Genomic DNA, 21255 nt, shown 5'->3' with positions numbered 1-21255 from the left:
AGGTCAGCGATGGAATCAGTAACGCAGAGGGCGCCAGACGTCGGCGTTGGAGCGGGCGGGAAAGAACGCTCGGTAATGAACTGCGAGTTGCGGCAGCGAGGCAGTCAGATGCGGCTGCGCGACGCCGGTCTGCAACATGCTGCCGGTTTTGCACTGGTGGCCGCTTTTACACAGTGGATTGCCATCGTGCGAATGCGTGTCCTCGCCCTGAGCTTCAGCCTGGTGTGCGAGATGCCCGGCAGTGTCCATGTCGCTTTGCATCTGGCAAGGCTCTGCCTTCAGCTCGAGCGCAGCCATGCTACTCACGGGGAGCGCGAGGCTAAGCAACAGGACGAGTAGCAGACGCAGATGGGCTTTCATGGCGAGGAGTCTAGCCGAGCCGACACCCGCTAAAACTTGATCCAGATCGTGTCAGCCCGAATTCTGCCCGCCATTGCCATTGCCATTGCCATTGCCATTGCCGGCGAGAAGATGACTGAGCACCGAACGCATCTTGCCGGGTTTGACCGGCTTGTTCAGCACAGGCACGCCGCAGCCCTGCAGTTGCTGGCGGCATTGGTCGCTGCGATCGGCGGTGATCATCACCACCGGCAGCGCCTGGTTGAAGCGTCCTCGCACCGCGAGCACGACATCCCAGCCGGTCAGCCCGTGATCCAGATGGTAATCGGCGAGGATCGCGTCCGGTGCGACTCCATCCAGCGCCGTCATTGCGCTTTGCTCGTCGGTGGCCGTCAGCACCGTGCAGCCCCATTGTTCGAGCAAGGCAGCCATGCTCAGCAGGATGCTTTCCTCATTGTCGATCACCAGCAGCCGGCGCCCTGGCAGCGGGTCGCCCAGCTGCGGCACGATCGCCGGGGCCGCAACCCGTTCGCGGGGCATCGCTTCGGCCAGCGGCACGTCGATACTGAACACCGAGCCACGCCCCGGCATCGAGCGCACCAGCACCTGATAGCCGAGCATGCTGGCGATACGGTCGACGATGGCCAATCCCAGCCCTACGCCACTGCGTTTCGCGGATCGACCGATCCCGAGCTGATTGAATTCGAGAAAAATCGCCTGCAGCTCCTCCTCCGGAATGCCCCGTCCGGTATCCCAGACCTCGATACGCAGCGCCCCGGCGCGCATGCGCGCGCCAACCAGTACCGCGCCCTGATCGGTATAGCGGCAGGCATTGCTGAGGAAATTCCGCAGGATCCGCGTCAGCAGGCGGAAATCTGTCTTGATGGCGACCCGCGGGATGTAGTGTTTCAACTGCAAGCCCGCCGCCGCAGCGACCGACTGGAATTCCGACACCAGCGGCAGCAGCACCTCGTCCAGCGAGTAGATATCGATGTCCGGTTTGATCGCGGCCTGATCGAGTTTGGAAATATCGAGCAAATCGGTCAGCAGGTCCTCGGCGCCTTCCAGGGCCTGATGGGCGCGCTCGACCAGATGCAGCTCGTTCTGCGGCAGTTGGCGTTCACGCAGGGTCGAGATCAGCAGCCGTGCGGCGTTGAGCGGCTGTAGCAGGTCGTGGCTGGCTGCGGCGAGGTACTTGTCCTTGCTCAGATTGGCGGCTTCCGCTGCATCGCGGGCCTCACGCAATTCACAGGTGCGCTCGGCGACGCGCTGCTCGAGCTCTTCGTTGAGCTGCAACAGCCGCAATTGCGCCAGCTTGCGCTCGGTCACGTCGGCGACGAAGCCTTCCACCAGACCGTCTTCGTCCGGCTTGAGCAGCAGGTTCATGATCACGTAGATGGCGCTGCCGTCCTTGCGGCGCAGGCGCGTCTCGTAGCCAAACAGGCCATGTTGCTGGCTCAGGGTATGGCGGATCTGCCGTAGCTCCTCCTCACCACCGATGAACAGGTGATGGGACAGATCGGTCAGCGCCCACAGCGCCTCTTCAGGGGTTTCGTAATTGAGCATGCGCGCCAAGGCAGGATTGGCAGCTCGAATGCCTTCATGGAGGCTGGCCTGAAAGATGCCATGCACGGCGTGCTCGAACAGCCATTTGTAGCGATTGCGCTCGCCCTCCAGCTCTTCCAGGCGTGCCACCAGTTCCGGGTAGTGACTCTTGCGTGCGGAATGGCTGCCGAACCCGAGCAGTTGCGCCAGGGCCTGATGCTGATCATCAGAGGGCTTCGGCATAGACGACCTCGACGTCCCGCTGCGTCGACGAGCGTGGATTAGTGAGGATGCAGGGATCCTGCATCGCATGTTGCGAGAGGAACGGGATATCGGAAAGGTTAACGCCGTGCAGGCTCAGCGTTTCACGGAAGCCGATCTGCTGCTTGAGATCGATCAGGTGCTGCACCAGCCGCTCGCGAACCTGGCGATGGTTCAGCCCGCGCGAATCGATGCCCAGGGTTTCGGCGACCTTGCGGTAGCGGTCCGGCGAGGCGTCGTAATTGAATGCGACGACATGTTCGACCAGCACGGCGTTGCAAACACCATGGGGCAGATCGAGATAGCCGCCGAGGCTGTGGGACATGGCATGCACCGCACCGAGGATCGCGTTGGAGAAGGCCAGCCCGGCCTGCATGCTGCCGAGCATGATCTGCTCGCGCAGCGTGATATCCGCCGGATTGGCGATCATCTGCGCAAGATTGCCGTTGATCAGTCGCATGGCTTCCAGCGCGTGCGGGTCGGTCAGCGGCCCATGGCCAGTCGACACGAATGCCTCGATCGCGTGCACCAGCGCATCAATACCGGTACAGGCGGAAAGGAACGGGTCCATGCTCAGCGTGGTTTCCGGGTCGATCAGCGAGACATCCGGCACGGCTGCCTTGCTGACGATGGAGAACTTCATCCGCTCCTGTTGGTTGGAGATGATCACGAACTGCGACACGTCAGCCGATGTGCCGGCGGTAGTCGGGATCAGGATCAGCGGTGGGCTGGGCACGCGCAGCGTATCCACCCCTTCGAATTCATAGATATGGCGCCCATGCGCCGCGACGATGCCGATCCCCTTCGCGCAGTCCATTGGGCTGCCACCGCCTACCGCGACGATCACGTTGCAGCCTTCGCTGCGATACAGCTCGGCGCCGAGCATCACCTCTTCGCAACGGGGATTGGGCGAAACGCCGGTGAACAAGCAATGTTCGATGTTCTGCCGGTCGAGACTGGCCTGCACGTCAGCCACCCAGCCTGCCTTCACGACGCCGGGGTCGGATACCACCAGCACCTTTCGCGCTCCGAAGTTGCCGGCGCAGGTCCCGACGCTGTGGCGACATCCCGCGCCGAAGATGATTTCTGGGGAGACGAACTTGCGCTGAAGGCTAATATTCGGGCTCATGACTGCGGCCTTTTTTATTTTTTGTAACAACGAGCGCAAGCCTACTGCATTGCTCAAGTAAAGCAATGCACCTAATGGCTGCCTGCCATCCGCCCGGCGGAAAACTCTACAGCAGCCCACGATAGAAGCGCAGTTCACGCTCCAGCGCATCGGCCAGATTATTGGCCTGGCGAAAGCCATGTCGCTCGTTCGGGTAGAGCCGGTACTCCACCTCGATACCTTGCCCGCGCAGCGCCGCCACCATGGTTTCGGTCTGCTCGGGTAGTACCACCGCATCCTGCGCGCCCTGCAGGAAGAGTATCGGTGCAGCGATGCGCTCGGCGTTATACAGCGGCGCGCGCTCGCGAAAGCGCTCCGGCACCCGCTGCGGATCACCTATTAGCCAGTCCAGATAATCGCCTTCGAACTTGTGCGTCACCCGACGCAACGCCAATGGATCGCTGACGCCGTACAGGCTTGCGCCGCCGCGAAACAGATCGGAGGCTACCAGCGCGCTGAGGGCGGTGTAGCCACCCGCACTGGAGCCGCGAATGAACACCCGCCGCGGATCGACCGCACCTTGTTCTACCAGCGCTCGTACTGCCTGGCAGGCGTCATCCACATCCACCACGCCCCATTGCTCGTGCAGGCATTGCCGGTAGGCGCGACCGAAACCACTGCTGCCGCGGTAGTTGACGTCCACCACGGCAAAACCGCGCTGCGTCCAGAACTGGATGCGCGGATCGAAGACGGGGTAGCACGCCGACGTCGGACCGCCATGGATGAACACCACCAGAGGTGGCGATGTTCCGGGTTCGCCCCGGCAGTTCACATTGCGCGGCGCGTAGAAAAACGCATGGGCGGTTTCGCCGGTGCCGGTTGGAAAGCGCATGGGCTGCGGATAGGAGACCTGTACCCCGGCCAACGGCATCCCACCGCCGGCGAGTATCTGCACCATGCCGCTGGCCCGCTCGATGGCCAGCACCGCAGGCGTGCGCTGCGCTGCGCCAGCGATACAGAACACATGGGTGGCGTCGGCGGCCAACTGGCGGCAGCGACTGAACGCACCGGCCAGCTGTCGCTGCCGGCCTTCGGCGACGTGTTCGAACAGCAACCCGTAACCATCGACCATATGGGTCAACAGCAGGCCGCCGTCGGTCAGCGGCAGATAGCTGCTGGTACCCAGCTGCCAGGGCGCGGGCGCGCAGTCGAAATCCCGTGCAGACTCCGGTTTCGTCTCGATCAGCGGATGCAAGGCCCAACCGCCCTCGCGCTCGGCCCAGGGTTGCCAGTAGCCCAGCCGATCACTGAGGCACATCAGCCGACCGTCTTCGGCGAAACGCGGTTGCTGCAGCGATTCGCCACCCGCCTCGCCGGCCAGGCATCGCACCGCCCCCCACCCCCCGTCCGGCTGGCGCTCGGCGTTGCACAGGCGCGTTGAGGTCCAGGGTTGCTCAGGGCGATCCCACTCGATCCAGGCGAGGCGGCGACCATCAGGACCAAGCGTGGGTGACGCGTAGAAGCCAGCCCCTTCGACGAGGAGTCTACGTGTGCCATCGGCGATGGCGATGCTCACCAGCCGATGCACCACCCCATCGCCTTCGCGCGATTCTTCCAGGGCGACGATAGCGTTCTCGTGGCGGTCGTACTGCAGATCGCCATAGCGGCAGTCGGGACGCGCAGTCAGCGCTAACGGCAGAGACTGAGAATCTTCGCTCAGCGTTTGCAGGCAGATCTGCTGGTCCGCTTCGTTGACGAAAGCAAGGCCCTGCCCGGTCAGGCAGAACGCGCCGCCGCCGTATTCATAGACGCGGCTGCGGACCGAATACCCTGCCGGCGTCAGGCAGCGCGCATGGCCGGCCCGCCAGAACCACAGGCTGCAGCGCCCTTCGGCGGGGTCGTATTCGATCCAGAACAACCCACCCTGCCCGGCCCGCAGCTCGGCGAAATCCCGGCTGGCGGCCGCGGCGGTCTCGGCGCTCCAGTCGCTGGGCCAGAAGCCATAGGGCAGCACCTCTGCGGATGGATGAAGCATGGACGAATCGTTGCGGGGCGATTTCATACCTTGAGGATGAGCTTGGAAGCCTTCTCGTTACGATGCTGCAGCTGATCGAGCCCCAGCGCGCCGCGGTCTGCCTGCTCGCGAGCCGCAAGTATCTTGCCGTGGTGCGCCGATTTGCTGCACACCGGGTCGGCGTTGGCGGCATCGCCGGTGAGCATGAAGGCCTGGCAACGGCAGCCTCCGAAGTCGCGCTCCTTCTCGTCGCAACTGCGACAGGGTTCGGGCATCCAGTCGTAGCCGCGGAACTTGTTGAAGCCGAAGGAGTGTCGCCAGATGTGCTCGATGCTGTGCTCGCGTACGTTGGGGAATTCAACAGGCAGTTGGCGCGCACTGTGACAAGGCAACGCCGTGCCGTCCGGCGTGATATCGAGAAACAGGTTGCCCCAGCCGTTCATGCAGGCCTTCGGGCGTTCTTCGTAGTAATCGGGCGTCACGAAGATCAGCTTGCACGGATGGTTTTCGGCGGCGAGCTTGTCGCGCCACTCGTTGGTGATGCGCTCGGCACGCACCAGCTGTTCCTTGCTCGGCAGCAACCCTGCACGGTTCAGCTCCGCCCAGCCGTAGAACTGGCAGGTGGCGAGTTCGACGAAATCGGCTTCGAGTTCAATGCACAGACGAATGATCTGGTCGATGTTGTCGATGTTGTGCCGATGGGTGACGAAGTTGAGCACCATCGGATAGCCATGCTTCTTCACCGCACGGGCCATTTCCAGCTTGTGGGCGAAAGCCTTCTGCGAACCGGCGAGCAGGTTGTTCACCTCCTCGTCCGCGGCCTGGAAGCTGATCTGGATATGGTCGAGGCCGGCCTCGGCGAAGCTGGCGATCTTCTCTTCAGTGAGACCGATGCCGGAGGTGATCAGGTTGGTGTAGTAGCCGAGCCCACGCGCAGCGGCGATCAGCTCGGCGAGGTCCTGACGGACCAGCGGCTCACCTCCGGAAAAGCCTAGCTGGGCGGCGCCCATCTCCCGCGCCTGGCGGAATACCTCGATCCACTCGGCGGTGGTCAGCTCATCGTGGCTGCGAGCGAAGTCCAGCGGATTGGAGCAGTACGGGCACTGCAGCGGGCAACGATAGGTCAGCTCTGCCAACAGCCAGAGCGGCGGGCCGGGCTCGTAGCCGGGTTTAGCGAAGCTCGATCCAGAACCGTTCAACGGCAACCTCCAGGAACGCGACGATATCCTCTTGAATGCCCTCGGCCTCAGGGTAGCGGGCCTGCAGATCGGCAACGATGGCGCCAACGGTTCGCGTGCCGTCCACCTCGGTCAGCACCGCCGCAGCGCTCTCGTTGAGCTTGATCATGCCTTCCGGATAGAGCAGTACGTGGCAGTTCTGTGCGGGCTCCCACTGGAAGCGGAAGCCACGGCGCAACGCTGGAATCTGGGTTAGTTGAATATCGCTCATCATCATTGTCTCGCCAGTGGGCAGGTTGCTGCCTGGCCACGTGGTCATGGTCGTCAGGCGGTCCACTCTACAGGGGCCGGATGCCTCATGGGTGGGCAGGATCTGCCCACGGAACGCGTGCCTACAGGCTGATGCCCTTGTGCCAGATACGCTCGCGGGTCACGGTGTGGTACGGCGGGCGATCCAGTTCGTAGGCCATGCTCATGGCGTCGAGCATGCTCCATAGCACGTCGAGCTTGAACTGCAGGATCTCCAGCATACGCTCCTGCGCCTCGCGGGTGCGGTAGTGCTCCAGGGTGATCCGCAGACCGTGCTCGACATCGCGTCGGGCTTCCTTCAGGCGCTTGCGGAAGTAGTCGTAGCCGGAGGCATCGATCCAAGGATAGTGCTGCGGCCAGCTATCGAGGCGCGACTGGTGGATCGTCGGGGCGAAGAGCTCGGTCAGCGAGCTGCTTGCGGCCTCCTGCCAGCTGGCGCGACGGGCGAAGTTGACGTAGGCATCCACGGCGAACCTCACACCGGGCAGCACCAGTTCCTGCGACAGCACCTGCTCGCGATCCAGACCTACGGATTCGGCGAGTCGCAACCAGGCTTCGATACCACCCTCTTCCCCCGGCGCGCCGTCGTGATCGATGATGCGCTGGATCCACTCCCGACGGGTGTCGCGATCCGGGCAGTTGGCCATGATCGCCGCATCCTTCACCGGAATGCAGACCTGATAGTAGAAACGGTTGGCGACCCAGCCCTGAATCTGCTCGCGTGTCGCCTGCCCGGCGTACATGGCCCGGTGGAACGGGTGATGGATATGGTAGTACTCGCCCTTGGCGCGCAGCGCCTGTTCGAATTCCGCGGGGCTCATGGCTGGCAGGATCATGGCAGTGTCTTTCCTTTTCTTATCGTTCCGATGTTCGTATCGCAGCACCAGGCGGCTGAAGGCCGCGATTCGGGTGCTATAGCTCGATGTTCATGCCATCGAAGGACACTTCGATTCCATGCTCGCCGAGGATTTCGCGTTCGACGGAATCTTCATTGAGGATCGGATTGGTGTTGTTGATGTGGATGAGGATCTTGCGAACCGCGGGCATGCCGTCGAGCACCTCGATCATGCCCCCCGAGCCGCTCTGCTGCAGGTGTCCCATCTCGCTGCCGAGCTTGGTGCCGACCTCGCGCACGAGCATTTCGTCATCACGCCACAGAGTGCCGTCGACCAGCAGGCAATCCGCCTGGCGCATGGTTTCCAGCAGTTCGTCGCTGACCTTGCCCAGCCCCGGCGCATAGAACAGCGTGCCACCGGTTTTGCGGTCCTCGATCAGCAGGCCGATGTTGTCACCGGGATGCGGGTCATTGCGGTGCGGCGAATATGGCGGCGCGGAGCTGCGCAACGGAATCGGCGTGATGTGCAGGTTTGGGCAACAGGGAATGGTGAAGCTGCCGGTCAGGGCGATGGGGTTCCATTTCAAGCCGCCGTTCCAGTGTTCGAGCATGTTGAACAGCGGGAACCCGGTGGTCAGATCCTGATGGACCATCTCGGTGCACCAGACCTCATGCGGGCAGCCCTCACGCAGGGTCAGCAGGCCGGTGGTGTGATCGATCTGGCTGTCCAGCAGAACGATGGCACCGATGGCGGTATCGCGTGGCGCACGGGCCGGCTGCAGCGTCGGGAACGACTCCAGCTGAGCGCGGATGTCCGGCGAGGCATTACACAGAATCCAGTCGACACCGTTATCACTGATGGCGATCGACGACTGGGTACGCGCCTTCGCATTGAGCGTGCCGGCGCGCAGGCCGGCGCAGTTGGCGCAATTGCAGTTCCACTGCGGAAAACCGCCGCCCGCAGCGGAACCAAGAATACGGATGAACATGGACAGCCCCCAAAAGCGAAGCCCCGGCCGGAGCCGGGGCTGATCGATCAACGATTTGCGAAGTACATGGTGACTTCGAAACCAATACGCATGTCGGTGAAGGCGGGTTTAGTCCACATAGGTCGGTCCTCTTTTTATGGTGCCGGAAGATTCCGACAGCTCAATTAAGCCCCCTGTTCTGCCTCGAGCAGAATGGTACTTTGGAAGGAGACAGCGCCGTGCCTTGGTAGTGCCCGACAGACGGCTGTCATTGCTGCGTTTCGTTTACCAGCTAACGCCCGGCCCTGGTGCGCTGTCAACTTGAACCCAGCGCCGACCGACCATTGGCATTACGCCAGGCCAGTTCATTGGTGATGGTCGCCATGGGTACGAACATCGTGCCGTCGAATTCGTTGAGCGGCAGTCCCTGCGCGATTCGCTGCGGCCAGTCGTTGTTCGCCAGCGCGGCCTTTCCGACCGCGACCAAGTCCATGTCTCCCTGAGTCAACAACTTTTCAGCTTGCTCGCCCGTGACGATGCCGCCGTTGCCGATAACCGGGATCGATACGCTGCCCTTTGCGATCGCAGCGAAGCTCGGCCCGTCGCCAAACGCCGGCGCAGCGACGTCCGGCTCGGTAACGTGCAGATAATCAAGGCCAGCATCAGCCAGTGCGCGGAAACGCTGCCGGGCTTCGTCCACCCCACCCTCCCATTTCAGCTGGCTGTCGCTCACCATGCTCTGCGACAGGCGCATGCCAACCACGAAGTCATTGCCAACCGCTGCCCGCACCGCAGCGATGACGGCCAGCGGCAACCGCAGTCGACCGAGGTAATCGCCTCCCCAGTGATCATCGCGCCGGTTGAACCCGGCGCTGATGAACTCGTGCAGCAGATAGCCGTTCGCGCCGTGCAGTTCGACACCGTCGAAGCCGGCCTCACGGGCATGGCGCGCGGCCTGGGCAAACCCGGCGATGGCTTCCTGAATCTCGTCCTCGCTGATCTGCGCGGGCGTCGCATAGGGTCCTTCGCCACCGTAGAAGGTCAGCTGCGACCCGCCGGGCTGCACCGCCGATGGCGCAACGTGCCGGGCATGATGGATGTTGCCCTGGGTCTGCGCGCCGCCATGCATGAGCTGGGCAACGAAAGCGGCGCCAGCGTCGTGCACGGCGTCGACTACCAGCCGCCAGCTGTCCCGGTGCGCTTCCGTAGCAAGCCCCGGCTGGTTGAAGTAACCCTGGCTGTAGGCCGTATCGGTATAGATGCCTTCGCTGATGACCATGCCGAAGCCACCCTTGGCGAACGAGGCGTAGTAGTCGCGCATCAATTCATTGGCAGCACCCTCAGCTTCGGCGCTGACGCGGGTCATCGGCGCAACGGCCGCGCGATTGCGCAGCTTCAGGTGTTTTAGCGAACAGGGTTCGAGCAGTTGCGACATGGGGTTCTCCTCATCTTCGGCACAGGGCATGTTGATGGGAGGCGTATCGGCGGCGGGGAGTTCGATGCACGCGATGGCTGGTTCGCCACCGGGCAAAAAAAACGCGGCCGGAGCCGCGTTGCGATAGGAACCTTGCGCTCGGTTCGAGGGGGATTACAGCAGAAGCGGCGCAGGTCCCTGCACATGACGTGCGTAGCAAAATAAACCGGCGCGCTGGAGCTCACACGCCGGGGCCCTCATCAGAAGAATCCGAGTGGATTGATGTCGTAGCTGATCAGCAGGTTCTTGGTCTGCTGATAGTGGTCGAGCATCATCTTGTGGGTTTCACGGCCGACGCCGGACTTCTTGTAGCCACCGAACGCCGCGTGCGCCGGGTACAGGTGGTAGCAGTTGGTCCACACGCGACCGGCCTTGATGCCACGGCCCATGCGATAGGCGCGGTTGATGTCGCGCGTCCAGACGCCGGCACCCAGGCCGAACTCGGTGTCGTTGGCGATCGCCAGAGCTTCGGCTTCGTCCTTGAAGGTCGCCACACCGACCACGGGTCCGAAGATTTCTTCCTGGAACACACGCATCTTGTTGTGACCCTTGATCAGGGTCGGCTGCACGTAGTAACCGGAGGCCAGGCCGCCTTCGAGCTTCTCGGCTGCGCCGCCGGTGAGGATCTGCGCGCCTTCCTGCTGAGCGACTTCCATGTAGGAGAGGATCTTGTCGAACTGCTGCTCGGACGCCTGGGCGCCAACCATGGTGTCGGTATCCAGCGGGTTGCCACGCTTGATCGCCTTGATCTTCTTCATCACCACTTCCATGAAGGGCTCGAAGATCGATTCCTGAATCAACGCACGCGACGGACAGGTGCAGACTTCGCCCTGGTTGAAGAAGGCCAGTACCAGACCTTCAGCGGCTTTCTCGATGAACGCAGGTTCTGCATTCATGATGTCTTCGAAGAAGATGTTCGGGCTCTTGCCACCCAGCTCCACGGTGCTCGGAATGATGTTCTCGGCGGCGCAGCGCATGATGTGCGAGCCGACCGGGGTCGAGCCGGTGAAGGCGATCTTGGCGATGCGGGTGCTGGTGGCCAGCGCCTGACCAGCTTCGCGACCGAAGCCCTGGACGATGTTCAGTACGCCCGGCGGCAGGAGGTCACCGACGACTTCGATGAATACCATGATCGACAGCGGGGTCTGCTCGGCCGGCTTGAGCACGATGCAGTTACCGGCAGCCAGGGCCGGAGCCAGTTTCCAGGCGGCCATCAGCAGCGGGAAGTTCCACGGGATGATCTGGCCGACAACACCCAGCGGCTCATGGAAGTGATAGGCCGCGGTGTGCTCGTTGATCTCGGCGGCGCTGCCTTCCTGGGCGCGGATGCAGCCAGCGAAGTAGCGGAAGTGGTCGGCAGCCAGCGGCACGTCGGCGTTCAGGGTTTCACGGACGGCCTTGCCGTTGTCCCAGGTTTCAGCGACAGCGAGCTTTTCCAGGTTGGCTTCGATGCGATCGGCGATCTTCAGCAGAATCAGCGCGCGGTCCTGCACTGAGGTCTTGCCCCAGGCATCGGCAGCAGCGTGGGCGGCGTCCAGCGCTTTCTCAACGTCTTCGGCGCCCGAACGCGGGAATTCGGCAATGACTTCACCATTTACCGGCGAGGTGTTGACGAAGTACTCGCCTTTGACCGGCGGGACGAATTCACCACCGATGTAATTGCCGTAGCGCGGCTTGAAGGATACGACGGCGCCTGCGGTACCGGGCTGGGCGTAGATCATGATGGGCCTCTCTTCTTCTGCTTGTCGGAGCCTGTGCCGGAAGGTGCACAGGACATGGACCGATCTTAGGCAGTGGGGTCTTCGCTCCGGTATGCACCCATGGCAGCGGAGGGCTCCTCATTTGGTAGTAGATGGCAAGGCGCAGAGGCAGCGTTGATGGCGGTTTGCGATTGGCTCGGGCATGGCGAAGCGGGAGAACAAAGCCGAGCAGAATAGGCCTTGAATAGCACCTTAAAAATGACGCCGAACAAGGACACTGACCCACAGCGCAAATTCTCCCGCAACGCAAGAAAAGCGCGACCAAAAGGCGGCAAAACCAACCCCAAAGTCTTATTAGTCGCCGTGGCAAAGCGCCTTAGCTTCGGGGTGCGACATTGCTTTTCCTGACACCAACCAATGAGGAGATACGCCATGCAGTGGATCAATCCGGACTTCTGCGACCTGCGTCTGGGCTTCGAAGTCACTGCGTACGTCTACGTACGCTGAGCCCCTGACCGGCGTGATCGCACATGGCTTCACGCCGGTCGAGCGAGGATGGACATGATGACAACGACAAAAATTTTGCCCGCCAGCTGTTACGAGATCCGCCCGCCCTTCCTCTTTCGTTGGGAAGACTCACAGCATGCCCACGTGCTGCTGTACCCCGAAGGCATCGTCAAGCTGAACGCCACCGGCGGCGAGATTCTGCAGCGCTGCGACGGCAAGACCAGCGTCGCCGAGCTGATCGACCAGCTGGCCCTCAGCTACAACGCATCCGACGTCGACACGATTCGAAACGGCGTCCTGAACTTCCTGGAGGTGTCCCATGGCAAGGGCTGGATCCGAGTTAAGGCTTGACGGCAGCGGCAACCCGGTCTGGCTGCTACTGGAGCTGACCTACCAATGCCCGTTGCAGTGTGTGTTCTGCAGTAATCCACGCAACTTTGCCGATTACCGTCAGGATGAGTTGAGCACCGCCGAGTGGATCGACGTGATGGCCCAGGCCCGCGCCATGGGTGCGATGCAGATCGGCTTCTCCGGCGGCGAGCCCACGCTGCGCAAGGACCTCGAAACGCTGGTCGCCGAGGCTGACCGCATGGGTTACTACACCAACCTGATCACTTCCGGCATTGGACTGACCGAGGCGCGCCTACGCGCCCTGAAGGATGCCGGACTACGCCACATCCAGCTCGGTTTCCAGTCCACCGACCGTGACGTGGCACGTCAGCTGGCCGGCGTCGATGCCCTGGAGCGCAAGCTCGGCATGGCACGCCTGATCAAGTCAATGGACTTTCCCATGGTGCTCAACGTACCGATCACCCGGCAGAACATCGCTCAGGTGCCGGACATCATCGAGTTCGCCGTCGAACTGGGAGTCGAGTACCTCGAGCTGGCGAACGTGCAGTACTACAACTGGGCGCTGCTCAACCGCGATGCGCTGATGCCGACCCATGCCGAATTGCAGAGAGCCGAAGACGAGGTGCACAAGGCGCGTGAGCGTTTTGGTGATCGACTGACCATCTTCTTCGTCATCCCTGACTATTACGAAGGTCGTCCCAAGGCCTGCATGAACGGCTGGGGCGCCATTCACGTCACCATCGCGCCAAGCGGCAACGTGCTGCCCTGCTCCCAGGCCAGCAACTTCAAAGACCTCATCTTCCCCAACGTGCGGCAGCAACGACTGGAGCAGATCTGGCACGACTCGCCGGTATTCAACCTCTACCGTGGCGACACTTGGATGCCCGAACCCTGCCGCAGCTGTGATGACAAGGAGAAGGATTTCGGCGGCTGCCGTTGTCAGGCGCTGCTGTTGACCGGCAACGGCGCCAACACCGATCCGGCCTGCAGTAAATCCCCACATCACCAGCTGATTCGCCAGGCCGTTGAACTGGCGCAGGATGCCACGCGTCCGCAAGGCACGCTGATCGCCCGACAGGCCAGTCAGGGGGTGGAACTTGAAACTGCCCCATGACTCGTTCGGCGGCACCGTCAGCGCCGGACTCGCGCTGACGCTCGGCTGCTACCTGTTACTGCGTTACTGGCTGGTGACGTGAGCATGCAGTTGCCGATCCTCGATCTGCTGGCCCGCTATGCGCACCTACTGTTCGCACTGGTCTGGGTCGGGCACAACTACGCCAACTTCATCCAGAACCCGCGCTTCGTGCCACTGCAGAACGGCATCGACACCGCTACGCTGAACAGCGATCTGGAAGCGCGGATGAAACGTGAGCACGGCATCTTCCGCTACGCCTCCGTGGTGGTCTGGGTGTCCGGCATGTTCATGCTCTGGCAACGCGGCTGGCTGGTTGAGGCGCTGCTGCTGCAGGGACCGCTGGCGGTGATCGGTCTTGGTGCCTGGATTGGCACGCTGATGCTGCTCAACCTTTGGCTGGTGCTCTGGCCGCATCAGAAGAAGCTGCTCGGCTTCGTCCCAGCGACATTGGAGGAGCGTGTGCGCTGCTCGCGGATCACCTTCCTTTCGTCGCGCAGCAACACCATCCTGTCCTTTCCTCTGCTGTTCCTAATGGCGAGTGGTAGTCATGGCCTGCATCTATTCTGAGCAGTCCGGGCACTACAATTTCGCTGCCGGCCCGGCGATGCTGCCTACCGACGTGCTGGCGCAGATCCGCGAGGAAATACAGGACTGGCGTGGCAGCGGACTCTCCATACTGGAGCAGCCCTTCACCAGCAGCGCCTTCAAACAGCTGATGGCTGAAACCGATGCCGACCTGCGCGCACTACTGGAGATTCCGAGCAACTATCGCGTGCTTTTCATGCAAGGTGGCGCATCGGCGCAGTTCGGCCTGTTGCCGCTCAATCTGCTGCGCCCGGGACAAGGCGCGGACTACCTGGAAAGCGGCCACTGGGCTCGCAAGGCAATTGCCGAGGGGCGCCGTCACGCACCAGTGAACGTCATCGCCAGTGGGGCGGATCAGGACTTCACCGCCCTGCCCTCACCAGCGCACTGGCGGCTCGATCCACTCGCTGGCTACTGCCATATCACCAGCAACGAAACCGCCAATGGACTGCAACTGCAGGAGTTTCCCGCGCTCCCGGTGCCCCTGGTTGTGGACATGACGTCGGATTTCCTCACTCGCCCCGTTCCAGTCGAGCGCTTCGGAGTGATCTACGCCAGCACGCAGAAGAACCTGGGTGCAGCCGGGCTGTGCGTCGTCATCGTGCGCGACGATCTTCTGCAAGCACCGCCAGCTGGCCTCCCAGCCGCATTCAGCTATGCGGTCCAAGCCGAGCAACAGAGCCGTTTCAATACACCACCGACCTTCACCCTGTATGTCGCTGCATTGATGCTGCGCTGGATCAAGCAACGAGGCGGCGCAGAGACGATGGCAACGGCTGCTCGACAACGGAGCGCACTGCTGTACCGCTACATCGACGGCAGCGATCTCTACCACTGCCCGCAGAAAATCCAGGATCGCTCGTCGATCAATGTCTGCTTTCAACTGGCCGACGCAGGGCTGACCGAGATATTTCTTGACCAGGCCGAGCTATGCGACCTCACCCATCTGCGCGGGCATGCTGCCTTTGGCGGCGTGCGGGCCAGCCTATACAACGCGATGCCAGTGTCGGGTGTGCAACAGCTCGTGGATTTCATGGCGGACTTCGAGCAACGCCATGGATAAGCCGATGGTTTGGCAAGCGCTGCGCAATCGTATCGCCCTCAATTTCACCAGCGTCGCGTGCCGCCTGAGCGCGGTGCCGCGCCACCCGGTCAAGGTAATGGGGCTGGAATTCCCGACGCCGTTGGGTATTGCGGCGGGCTTCGACCGCCACGGTGCACTGGGACGGCGTGTCGCGTCGCTGGGATTCGGCTTCAACGAGATCGGCAGCCTGACAGCGGCTGCGCTCGCCCGGCTGCAGCCAATCCCGCCAGGCGATGCACGCCTAGGCGTGAATCTGACCCTGGACGCCAGATGCTCCACCGCCGAGACCTGCGCGTTGCTACGCGGTGCCTGGCGGCATGCTGACTATCTCGTGTTGAACCTGATCGGCCCGTCCAGCGCCCCGCTGCTTCATCAGGGCGCGCGGTTGCACAACCTGCTGACCGCGCTTCGTGAAGAACAGCATCATTTGAATCAGAAAGGTGAACGTCGGGTACCGCTGATAGCCAAGCTGCGCTGCCTGCCTGAGCAGATTCCCTTCTCGCTTGCCGGCCTGCTACTTGAGCTTGGATTCGACGGACTGCTCGCTGCCCATGACCCTGGGCCACCGGCGACGCGCGAGCGCTATCTGGCATGGCAAGACCCGCAACGACAGGCGCAAGCCTGCGAACAGATCGAGCACCTGCGTCGTTTCTGCCAAAAAGATATTGCTTTGCTTTCGGTTGGCGGCATCCAGACCGCAAGCCAGCTGCAGGCACGCATGCGTGCAGGCGCGGAACTGGTGCAAGTTCACGCGGCATTGCTACGCCAAGGGCCTTGGCTGGGGCGCAAACTGCTCCGCTGACACTCAACTGCTTCAAACGAAAACGCCCCGAACCAGTCGGGGCGTCCTCTCTGTTTGACAGACGAAACCGAGTGGTTTCGTCTGTCAGTTGGCAGTCAGAATCTTTCGATTTCCGCCTCAGCCTGCAGCTTCTGCCGAAACGCTGCGAAGTCCTGCTGGCCGACGCGAGATGCAAGGAAGCGTCGATAATTCAGCTTCTCTTCATCGGTCAGCGCCGCTTCCGGCTCATTGACGCCGTTCAGGCGTACAACCGCGTAATCGCCGTTGCTCAGCGCCACGCCGGAATAGCTCGGCTTATCCTGCTGTTCCGGACGCGGCATGCGGAATACCGCCTGCAATAGGGCTGGTGCAACGCCTTCCTGGCTGCGCGTGGCAGCCTCTACGGCCTGCCATTGGGCGTCGTCAGGCTGCTGCCCTTTACGCAGGTCCGCCAACAACTGTTCGCCCTTGGCGCGTGCCGCTTCGGCAGCCAGGCTGCGCTGAAGCTGCTGAACGATATCCTCACGCACATCCGCAAGCGGGATAGCCGCAGGCTTCAGGTGTTCCTTCACGCGCAGTGCAATGGAGGTATCGGGATCGAGCTCGATGACGCTGCTGTTGGCGCCATCCACGAGTACTTCGTCGCTGAAAGCAGCCTGGATCACCTGACGATTGGCCGTGATGCCTTCGCCACCGTCACGCCCGAAGGCTTCTGTGGTCTGCACCATCAAGCCGAGCTCCTGAGCGGGCTGGGCCAGGTCGGATGCTTCGAATGCCGAATCTTCCAGCTGCTTGCTGGTCTCGACGAAGCGCTGCTCAACCTGCTGCGCCTTGAGCTCGCGTACCAGCTGGGGCTTCAAGCTCTCGAAGGCAGGAACCTCCGGCGACTGAACACCCAGCAGCTTGATGATGTGCCAGCCGAATTCGGATTTGACCGGTGCCGAGACCTCGCCCTCATTCAAGGCATAGAGTGCATCTTCGAATGCCGGGTCATATACGCCCGGTCCGGCGAATCCAAGATCACCACCCTCGTTCGCAGAACCTGGATCCTGAGAGGCTTCCTTGGCGACTGCAGCGAAGTCGCCACCGTTCTTCACCCGGGTAGCAATTTCATCGATCTTGGCTTTGGCTTCGTCGTCGCTCAGCTCACCGCCGGTCTCGATGAGGATATGCGCAGCGCGACGCTGCTCGGCCAGATTGGCGATCTGCTTCTGATAAAGCTCTTGCAGCTCCTCGTCAGACACTTCGACCTGATCGAAGAATGACTCTTTCTTCAACTCGACATACTCGACGATGACCTGCTCAGGTGTACGGAAACGGTCAGCGTTTGCCTCGTAGTATTCCTTGATCTGTTCGTCACCGACCTCAATTGCCTCCTGCTGAGCAGGCAGGGTGAGAGTGGCGAAGTCGCGGGTCTGCATTTCGAGACGCGCGAAGTTATCAACCTGCTGATCGGTAACGAACCCGGTTCCGGAGATGCCGGCCCGCAGCTGTCCGATGAGCATTTCCTGCTCGAGCAGCTGGCGGAACTGGAGACGGGAATAGCCCATCTGCTGGATGACCTGATCGAAACGTGCAGCGCTGAAAGCGCCGTCAACCTGAAATTCGGGGGTTTGCAGAATCAGCTGGTCGAGTGCTTCGCTGGAGAAGGCGAAATTGGCGTTCTTGGCACTCTGCAACAGCAACATGCGATCAATCAGCGAACCGAGCGCGGAATCACGAAGCAGACGATCATCCAGCAACGAAGCATCGAAATCCTGGCCAAGCTGTTGTGCCAGCTGGCGCCGCTGCATGTTCATTGCCTGGTCAAGGTCGTAACGGGAAATCTCCTCGCCGTTGACCTCCGCAGCATTCTGGTTGTTGCTCGCGGCATTGAAGATAGCCTCGAAGCCAGTCAACGCCAGCAGCATTACGATGATGCCGATGATGGTTTTGGCTATCCAGCCTTGCGAATTGTCCCTGATGTTCTGAAGCATGCGACCCCCAGGAGTCTGCGGCGCGATCGGATGCGCAACGCGGGTGGAAACCGGATAAAAGAAAGGCGCATCCAGGGATGCGCCTTCTCGGAGCTTTTGGAGCGGTTGGGCTTATTCCCCCAAGCCAGATTGCAGCAGGCCAGGCCTGCTCGACAACCGCCCCGTGCCAGTGCAGCGCGAGCTGACTGGCCGGGTAGAAAGACGCTTAGTTGACAGCGTCTTTCAGAGCCTTGCCAGCTTTGAAGCCCGGGATCTTGGCAGCAGCGATGTTGATCGGCTTGCCAGTCTGCGGGTTGCGACCAGTGCGCGCAGCGCGCTCCTTGACAGCGAAAGTACCGAAACCAACCAGTACCACGGAGTCACCAGCCTTCAGGGCACCGGTGACGGATTCGATCACTGCATCCAGCGCGCGGCCAGCAACAGCTTTTGGGATATCAGCAGATGCAGCGATGGCATCGATCAGTTCCGACTTGTTCACTCTAAGTCCCCTTATTTCTGTTGAGTCGTATCTTTAATTTTCGGGTGTAAGCAAAGCGGTGCTAGATGGCTATGACACAAGAGGCCGATTAAACAAGGGCGCCTGAAGTGTGTCAACGTGGCCTTCCAGACTAATGCGTGCTGATTCGCTCCTTGGAATCAGGCTCGCGCTTGTCGTCCTTTGCAACAATCTCGGGAGCCGCATCGGGCAAGGGCTCCGGCGCGTATTGCAGCGCAATTTGCAGGACCTCGTCAATCCACTTCACCGGTTTAATCTGCAGGTCTTGCTTAATATTTTCAGGAATCTCTTTCAGATCACGCTGATTTTCTTCCGGAATGATCACCGTCTTGATCCCACCCCGATGAGCAGCCAGAAGTTTTTCCTTCAATCCGCCAATTGCAAGCACCTGCCCGCGCAATGTTATTTCGCCGGTCATTGCGACATCTGCGCGCACCGGAATTTGAGTCAGCGCGGAAACCAGTGCAGTGCACATGCCGATACCGGCGCTGGGGCCGTCTTTCGGAGTCGCACCTTCGGGCACGTGGATGTGAATGTCCTGCTTCTCGTGGAAATCAGCCGCCATGCCCAGGCTCGCGGCACGGCTGCGAACCACTGTAAGAGCCGCGGTGATCGATTCGCCCATGACCTCGCCCAGCGAGCCGGTCTTGGTCAGGCGCCCCTTTCCGGGCACCACAGCAGCCTCAATGGTCAGCAGTTCGCCGCCAACCTGGGTCCACGCCAGACCCGTCACCTGCCCTACTTGGTCCTGCTGCTCAGCAAGGCCATAGCGGAACTTGCGCACGCCCAAGAAGTGCTCCAGCGAGTCCGCATCCACCACAACGTGGAAACGCTTCTCTGCGGCATGCTCCTTCACGACCTTGCGGCATACCTTGGCCAGCTGGCGCTCCAGGCTGCGCACACCAGCCTCGCGGGTGTAGTAGCGGATGATGTCGCGAATCGCCGCCTCCTGAAACTCCAACTCGGTTTTCTTCAGGCCGTTGGCCTCGATCTGCTTGGGCGCCAGGTAACGAATGGCGATGTTGACCTTCTCGTCCTCGGTGTAGCCCGGCAGCCGGATGACCTCCATACGGTCGAGCAGCGGCGCAGGAATATTCATTGAGTTGGCGGTGCAGAGGAACATCACGTCCGAAAGATCGTAGTCCACCTCGAGGTAGTGATCGTTGAAATTGTGGTTCTGTTCGGGGTCGAGCACTTCCAGAAGAGCCGACGCCGGATCACCTCGCATGTCGCTGCCCATCTTGTCGATCTCGTCGAGCAGGAACAGGGGGTTGCGAACCCCTACCTTGGTCATCTTCTGAATCAAACGACCGGGCATGGAGCCGATGTAAGTACGGCGGTGACCTCGAATCTCGGCCTCGTCCCGTACGCCGCCCAGTGCCATGCGTACAAACTTGCGATTGGTCGAGCGTGCAATGGACTCGGCCAGCGAGGTCTTACCCACGCCCGGCGGGCCTACTAAGCACAGCACCGGCCCCTTGAGCTTCTTCACGCGCTTCTGGACGGCAAGATACTCGAGGATACGATCCTTGACCTCTTCTAGGCCGTAATGATCGGCATCCAGCACCTCTTCAGCCTTCGCCAGATCCAGACGCACCTTGCTGGCAGCCTTCCACGGCACATTTACCAGCCAATCGATATAGGTACGAACCACTGTCGCCTCGGCCGACATCGGCGACATCTGCTTGAGCTTGTTGAGTTCGGCGTTGGCCTTGGTGTAGGCGTCTTTGCTGAGGCCGGCGTTCTCGATGCGCTTCTTCAGCTCGTCGACTTCGTTGTGGCCCTCATCGATATCGCCGAGCTCCTTCTGAATGGCCTTCATCTGCTCATTCAAGTAGTACTCGCGCTGGCTGCGTTCCATCTGCTTCTTCACGCGACCGCGAATGCGCTTTTCGACCTGCAGCAGGTCGATCTCGGCATCAAGCAGCGCAAGCACGTGTTCGACGCGCGCCGGGAGGTCGGTGATTTCGAGAATCTGCTGCTTCTGCTCGATCTTCAGCGCCATATGCGCAGCCATGGTATCGACCAGACGCGCGGGCTCATCGATGCTGCTCAGCGAGGAAAGAACCTCGGCGGGAACCTTCTTGCCCAGCTGCACGTACTGTTCGAACTGGCTGAGCAGGCTGCGCGTGAATACTTCGGATTCGCGCGCGTCGACCTCAGCTTCTTCGATCAAGGAAACTTCGGCGCGGCAGTGGTCATCCACCTCGACGAAGCGCTCGATCACACCACGTTGCTCGCCCTCGACCAGTACCTTGACGGTTCCGTCTGGCAGCTTGAGAAGCTGCAGCACGGTCGCCACCGTCCCAACACGGTACAGCGCATCTTCACCTGGATCGTCATCAGCGGGGTTCTTCTGCGCCAGCAAGAGGATCTGCTTATCGCCGGCCATGGCGGATTCGAGTGCTTCGATGGATTTTTCACGGCCAACGAAAAGCGGGATCACCATGTGCGGGTAAACCACCACATCGCGCAGCGGCAAAAGGGGCAATTCGATGGTTGTCTTCATAATTCAGCTCTACGGCGGCCATTCGGCGGTAAACGGATGGGCGATGCCCTTGCAACAAAGATGAGGGCACACACCTTAAAAAACAAGGCGGCGGACCAAA

Annotated in this window: 20 protein-coding genes; 6 read left to right on the top strand and 14 right to left on the bottom strand. The window is 61.5% G+C overall.

Features of this window, described 5'->3' with window-relative positions:
- Window positions 1-15: 15 nt before the first annotated feature.
- From LW136_RS11760 to exaC, 11 genes are all read right to left on the bottom strand, one after another.
- A complete protein-coding gene (locus LW136_RS11760; protein ID WP_234172959.1) occupies window positions 16-360 on the bottom strand; it encodes a hypothetical protein in 345 nt (114 codons plus the stop codon).
- Between the two features lie 51 nt (window positions 361-411).
- A complete protein-coding gene (locus tag LW136_RS11755) occupies window positions 412-2127 on the bottom strand; it encodes a PAS domain-containing hybrid sensor histidine kinase/response regulator (RefSeq protein WP_234172958.1) in 1716 nt (571 codons plus the stop codon).
- Window positions 2111-3274, bottom strand: coding sequence for an alcohol dehydrogenase-like regulatory protein ErcA (gene ercA, locus LW136_RS11750; RefSeq protein WP_234175258.1), 1164 nt, complete (start codon window positions 3272-3274; stop codon window positions 2111-2113). Before ercA ends, LW136_RS11755 begins: the two co-directional genes overlap by 17 nt.
- 106 nt (window positions 3275-3380) lie before the next feature.
- Window positions 3381-5315, bottom strand: coding sequence for a S9 family peptidase (locus LW136_RS11745; protein WP_234172957.1), 1935 nt, complete (start codon window positions 5313-5315; stop codon window positions 3381-3383).
- Window positions 5312-6466 (bottom strand): pyrroloquinoline quinone biosynthesis protein PqqE, encoded by a 1155-nt coding sequence (gene pqqE, locus LW136_RS11740; protein ID WP_234172956.1) that lies wholly within the window; start codon window positions 6464-6466, stop codon window positions 5312-5314. The genes LW136_RS11745 and pqqE (LW136_RS11740) overlap by 4 nt, the downstream gene beginning before the upstream one ends.
- Window positions 6438-6716: a pyrroloquinoline quinone biosynthesis peptide chaperone PqqD gene (gene pqqD / locus LW136_RS11735; RefSeq protein ID WP_234175257.1), complete on the bottom strand. Its 279-nt coding sequence runs from the start codon at window positions 6714-6716 to the stop codon at window positions 6438-6440. Before pqqD (LW136_RS11735) ends, pqqE (LW136_RS11740) begins: the two co-directional genes overlap by 29 nt.
- A 121-nt stretch (window positions 6717-6837) precedes the next feature.
- On the bottom strand, window positions 6838-7590 hold the full coding sequence (gene pqqC / locus LW136_RS11730) for a pyrroloquinoline-quinone synthase PqqC (RefSeq protein WP_014820272.1): 753 nt from the start codon (window positions 7588-7590) through the stop codon (window positions 6838-6840).
- A 76-nt stretch (window positions 7591-7666) separates the two neighbouring features.
- The gene (pqqB, locus tag LW136_RS11725; protein ID WP_234172955.1) at window positions 7667-8578 is read right to left on the bottom strand and encodes a pyrroloquinoline quinone biosynthesis protein PqqB; all 912 of its coding nucleotides are present in this window, start codon (window positions 8576-8578) and stop codon (window positions 7667-7669) included.
- 47 nt (window positions 8579-8625) lie between these two features.
- The gene (gene pqqA / locus LW136_RS11720) at window positions 8626-8697 is read right to left on the bottom strand and encodes a pyrroloquinoline quinone precursor peptide PqqA (protein WP_003284930.1); all 72 of its coding nucleotides are present in this window, start codon (window positions 8695-8697) and stop codon (window positions 8626-8628) included.
- Window positions 8698-8873: 176 nt separating this feature from the next.
- Complete coding sequence (locus LW136_RS11715; RefSeq protein WP_090520067.1) at window positions 8874-9992, bottom strand: oxidoreductase; 1119 nt, start codon at window positions 9990-9992, stop codon at window positions 8874-8876.
- Window positions 9993-10231: 239 nt separating this feature from the next.
- Window positions 10232-11752: an acetaldehyde dehydrogenase ExaC gene (exaC, locus tag LW136_RS11710; protein ID WP_014820275.1), complete on the bottom strand. Its 1521-nt coding sequence runs from the start codon at window positions 11750-11752 to the stop codon at window positions 10232-10234.
- 396 nt (window positions 11753-12148) lie between these two features.
- Between exaC and pqqA (LW136_RS11705) the strand changes: the two genes are divergently transcribed.
- The 6 genes from pqqA (LW136_RS11705) to LW136_RS11680 all read left to right on the top strand — a co-directional run bounded on the left by pqqA (LW136_RS11705) (window position 12149) and on the right by LW136_RS11680 (window position 16195).
- Window positions 12149-12238 (top strand): pyrroloquinoline quinone precursor peptide PqqA, encoded by a 90-nt coding sequence (gene pqqA, locus LW136_RS11705; RefSeq protein WP_194291615.1) that lies wholly within the window; start codon window positions 12149-12151, stop codon window positions 12236-12238.
- 57 nt (window positions 12239-12295) lie between these two features.
- Complete coding sequence (gene pqqD, locus LW136_RS11700; RefSeq protein ID WP_014820276.1) at window positions 12296-12589, top strand: pyrroloquinoline quinone biosynthesis peptide chaperone PqqD; 294 nt, start codon at window positions 12296-12298, stop codon at window positions 12587-12589.
- Window positions 12558-13703 (top strand): pyrroloquinoline quinone biosynthesis protein PqqE, encoded by a 1146-nt coding sequence (gene pqqE, locus LW136_RS11695; protein ID WP_102831736.1) that lies wholly within the window; start codon window positions 12558-12560, stop codon window positions 13701-13703. The genes pqqD (LW136_RS11700) and pqqE (LW136_RS11695) overlap by 32 nt, the downstream gene beginning before the upstream one ends.
- A gap of 84 nt (window positions 13704-13787) precedes the next feature.
- Window positions 13788-14291, top strand: coding sequence for a urate hydroxylase PuuD (locus LW136_RS11690; protein ID WP_102831735.1), 504 nt, complete (start codon window positions 13788-13790; stop codon window positions 14289-14291).
- Window positions 14272-15372, top strand: coding sequence for a 3-phosphoserine/phosphohydroxythreonine transaminase (serC, locus tag LW136_RS11685; RefSeq protein WP_102831734.1), 1101 nt, complete (start codon window positions 14272-14274; stop codon window positions 15370-15372). The genes LW136_RS11690 and serC overlap by 20 nt, the downstream gene beginning before the upstream one ends.
- A gap of 4 nt (window positions 15373-15376) precedes the next feature.
- Entirely contained in the window at window positions 15377-16195 is an 819-nt protein-coding gene (locus tag LW136_RS11680; RefSeq protein ID WP_102831733.1) for a beta/alpha barrel domain-containing protein, read from the top strand.
- Window positions 16196-16290: 95 nt separating this feature from the next.
- On the opposite strand, the gene LW136_RS11675 is transcribed toward LW136_RS11680, so the two are convergent.
- The 3 genes from LW136_RS11675 to lon form a co-directional block, all read right to left on the bottom strand.
- The gene (locus tag LW136_RS11675; RefSeq protein WP_102831732.1) at window positions 16291-18150 is read right to left on the bottom strand and encodes a SurA N-terminal domain-containing protein; all 1860 of its coding nucleotides are present in this window, start codon (window positions 18148-18150) and stop codon (window positions 16291-16293) included.
- Between the two features lie 205 nt (window positions 18151-18355).
- Window positions 18356-18628: a nucleoid-associated protein HU-beta gene (gene hupB / locus LW136_RS11670; RefSeq protein WP_003282502.1), complete on the bottom strand. Its 273-nt coding sequence runs from the start codon at window positions 18626-18628 to the stop codon at window positions 18356-18358.
- A 130-nt stretch (window positions 18629-18758) separates the two neighbouring features.
- Window positions 18759-21155 (bottom strand): endopeptidase La, encoded by a 2397-nt coding sequence (gene lon, locus LW136_RS11665; RefSeq protein ID WP_102831731.1) that lies wholly within the window; start codon window positions 21153-21155, stop codon window positions 18759-18761.
- Window positions 21156-21255 lie beyond the last annotated feature (100 nt).

The organism is Stutzerimonas kunmingensis (assembly GCF_021432085.1).
Taxonomy (GTDB): Bacteria; Pseudomonadota; Gammaproteobacteria; order Pseudomonadales; family Pseudomonadaceae; genus Stutzerimonas.
The sequence above is the reverse complement of the archived record's forward strand: the minus strand, read 5'-3'. Positions and strand labels throughout refer to the sequence as shown.

Coding starts and splice junctions, on each gene's coding strand:
- lon (WP_102831731.1), bottom strand. CDS start 21,155: ATGAAGACAACCATCGAATTGCCCCTTTTGCCGCTGCGCGATGTGGTG.
- LW136_RS11755 (WP_234172958.1), bottom strand. CDS start 2,127: ATGCCGAAGCCCTCTGATGATCAGCATCAGGCCCTGGCGCAACTGCTC.
- LW136_RS11760 (WP_234172959.1), bottom strand. CDS start 360: ATGAAAGCCCATCTGCGTCTGCTACTCGTCCTGTTGCTTAGCCTCGCG.
- exaC (WP_014820275.1), bottom strand. CDS start 11,752: ATGATCTACGCCCAGCCCGGTACCGCAGGCGCCGTCGTATCCTTCAAG.
- pqqD (WP_234175257.1), bottom strand. CDS start 6,716: ATGAGCGATATTCAACTAACCCAGATTCCAGCGTTGCGCCGTGGCTTC.
- pqqE (WP_102831736.1), top strand. CDS start 12,558: ATGGCAAGGGCTGGATCCGAGTTAAGGCTTGACGGCAGCGGCAACCCG.
- pqqC (WP_014820272.1), bottom strand. CDS start 7,590: ATGATCCTGCCAGCCATGAGCCCCGCGGAATTCGAACAGGCGCTGCGC.
- serC (WP_102831734.1), top strand. CDS start 14,272: ATGGCCTGCATCTATTCTGAGCAGTCCGGGCACTACAATTTCGCTGCC.
- LW136_RS11715 (WP_090520067.1), bottom strand. CDS start 9,992: ATGTCGCAACTGCTCGAACCCTGTTCGCTAAAACACCTGAAGCTGCGC.
- pqqD (WP_014820276.1), top strand. CDS start 12,296: ATGACAACGACAAAAATTTTGCCCGCCAGCTGTTACGAGATCCGCCCG.
- LW136_RS11680 (WP_102831733.1), top strand. CDS start 15,377: ATGGTTTGGCAAGCGCTGCGCAATCGTATCGCCCTCAATTTCACCAGC.
- LW136_RS11675 (WP_102831732.1), bottom strand. CDS start 18,150: ATGCTTCAGAACATCAGGGACAATTCGCAAGGCTGGATAGCCAAAACC.
- pqqA (WP_194291615.1), top strand. CDS start 12,149: ATGAGGAGATACGCCATGCAGTGGATCAATCCGGACTTCTGCGACCTG.
- LW136_RS11690 (WP_102831735.1), top strand. CDS start 13,788: ATGCAGTTGCCGATCCTCGATCTGCTGGCCCGCTATGCGCACCTACTG.
- pqqB (WP_234172955.1), bottom strand. CDS start 8,578: ATGTTCATCCGTATTCTTGGTTCCGCTGCGGGCGGCGGTTTTCCGCAG.
- LW136_RS11745 (WP_234172957.1), bottom strand. CDS start 5,315: ATGAAATCGCCCCGCAACGATTCGTCCATGCTTCATCCATCCGCAGAG.
- ercA (WP_234175258.1), bottom strand. CDS start 3,274: ATGAGCCCGAATATTAGCCTTCAGCGCAAGTTCGTCTCCCCAGAAATC.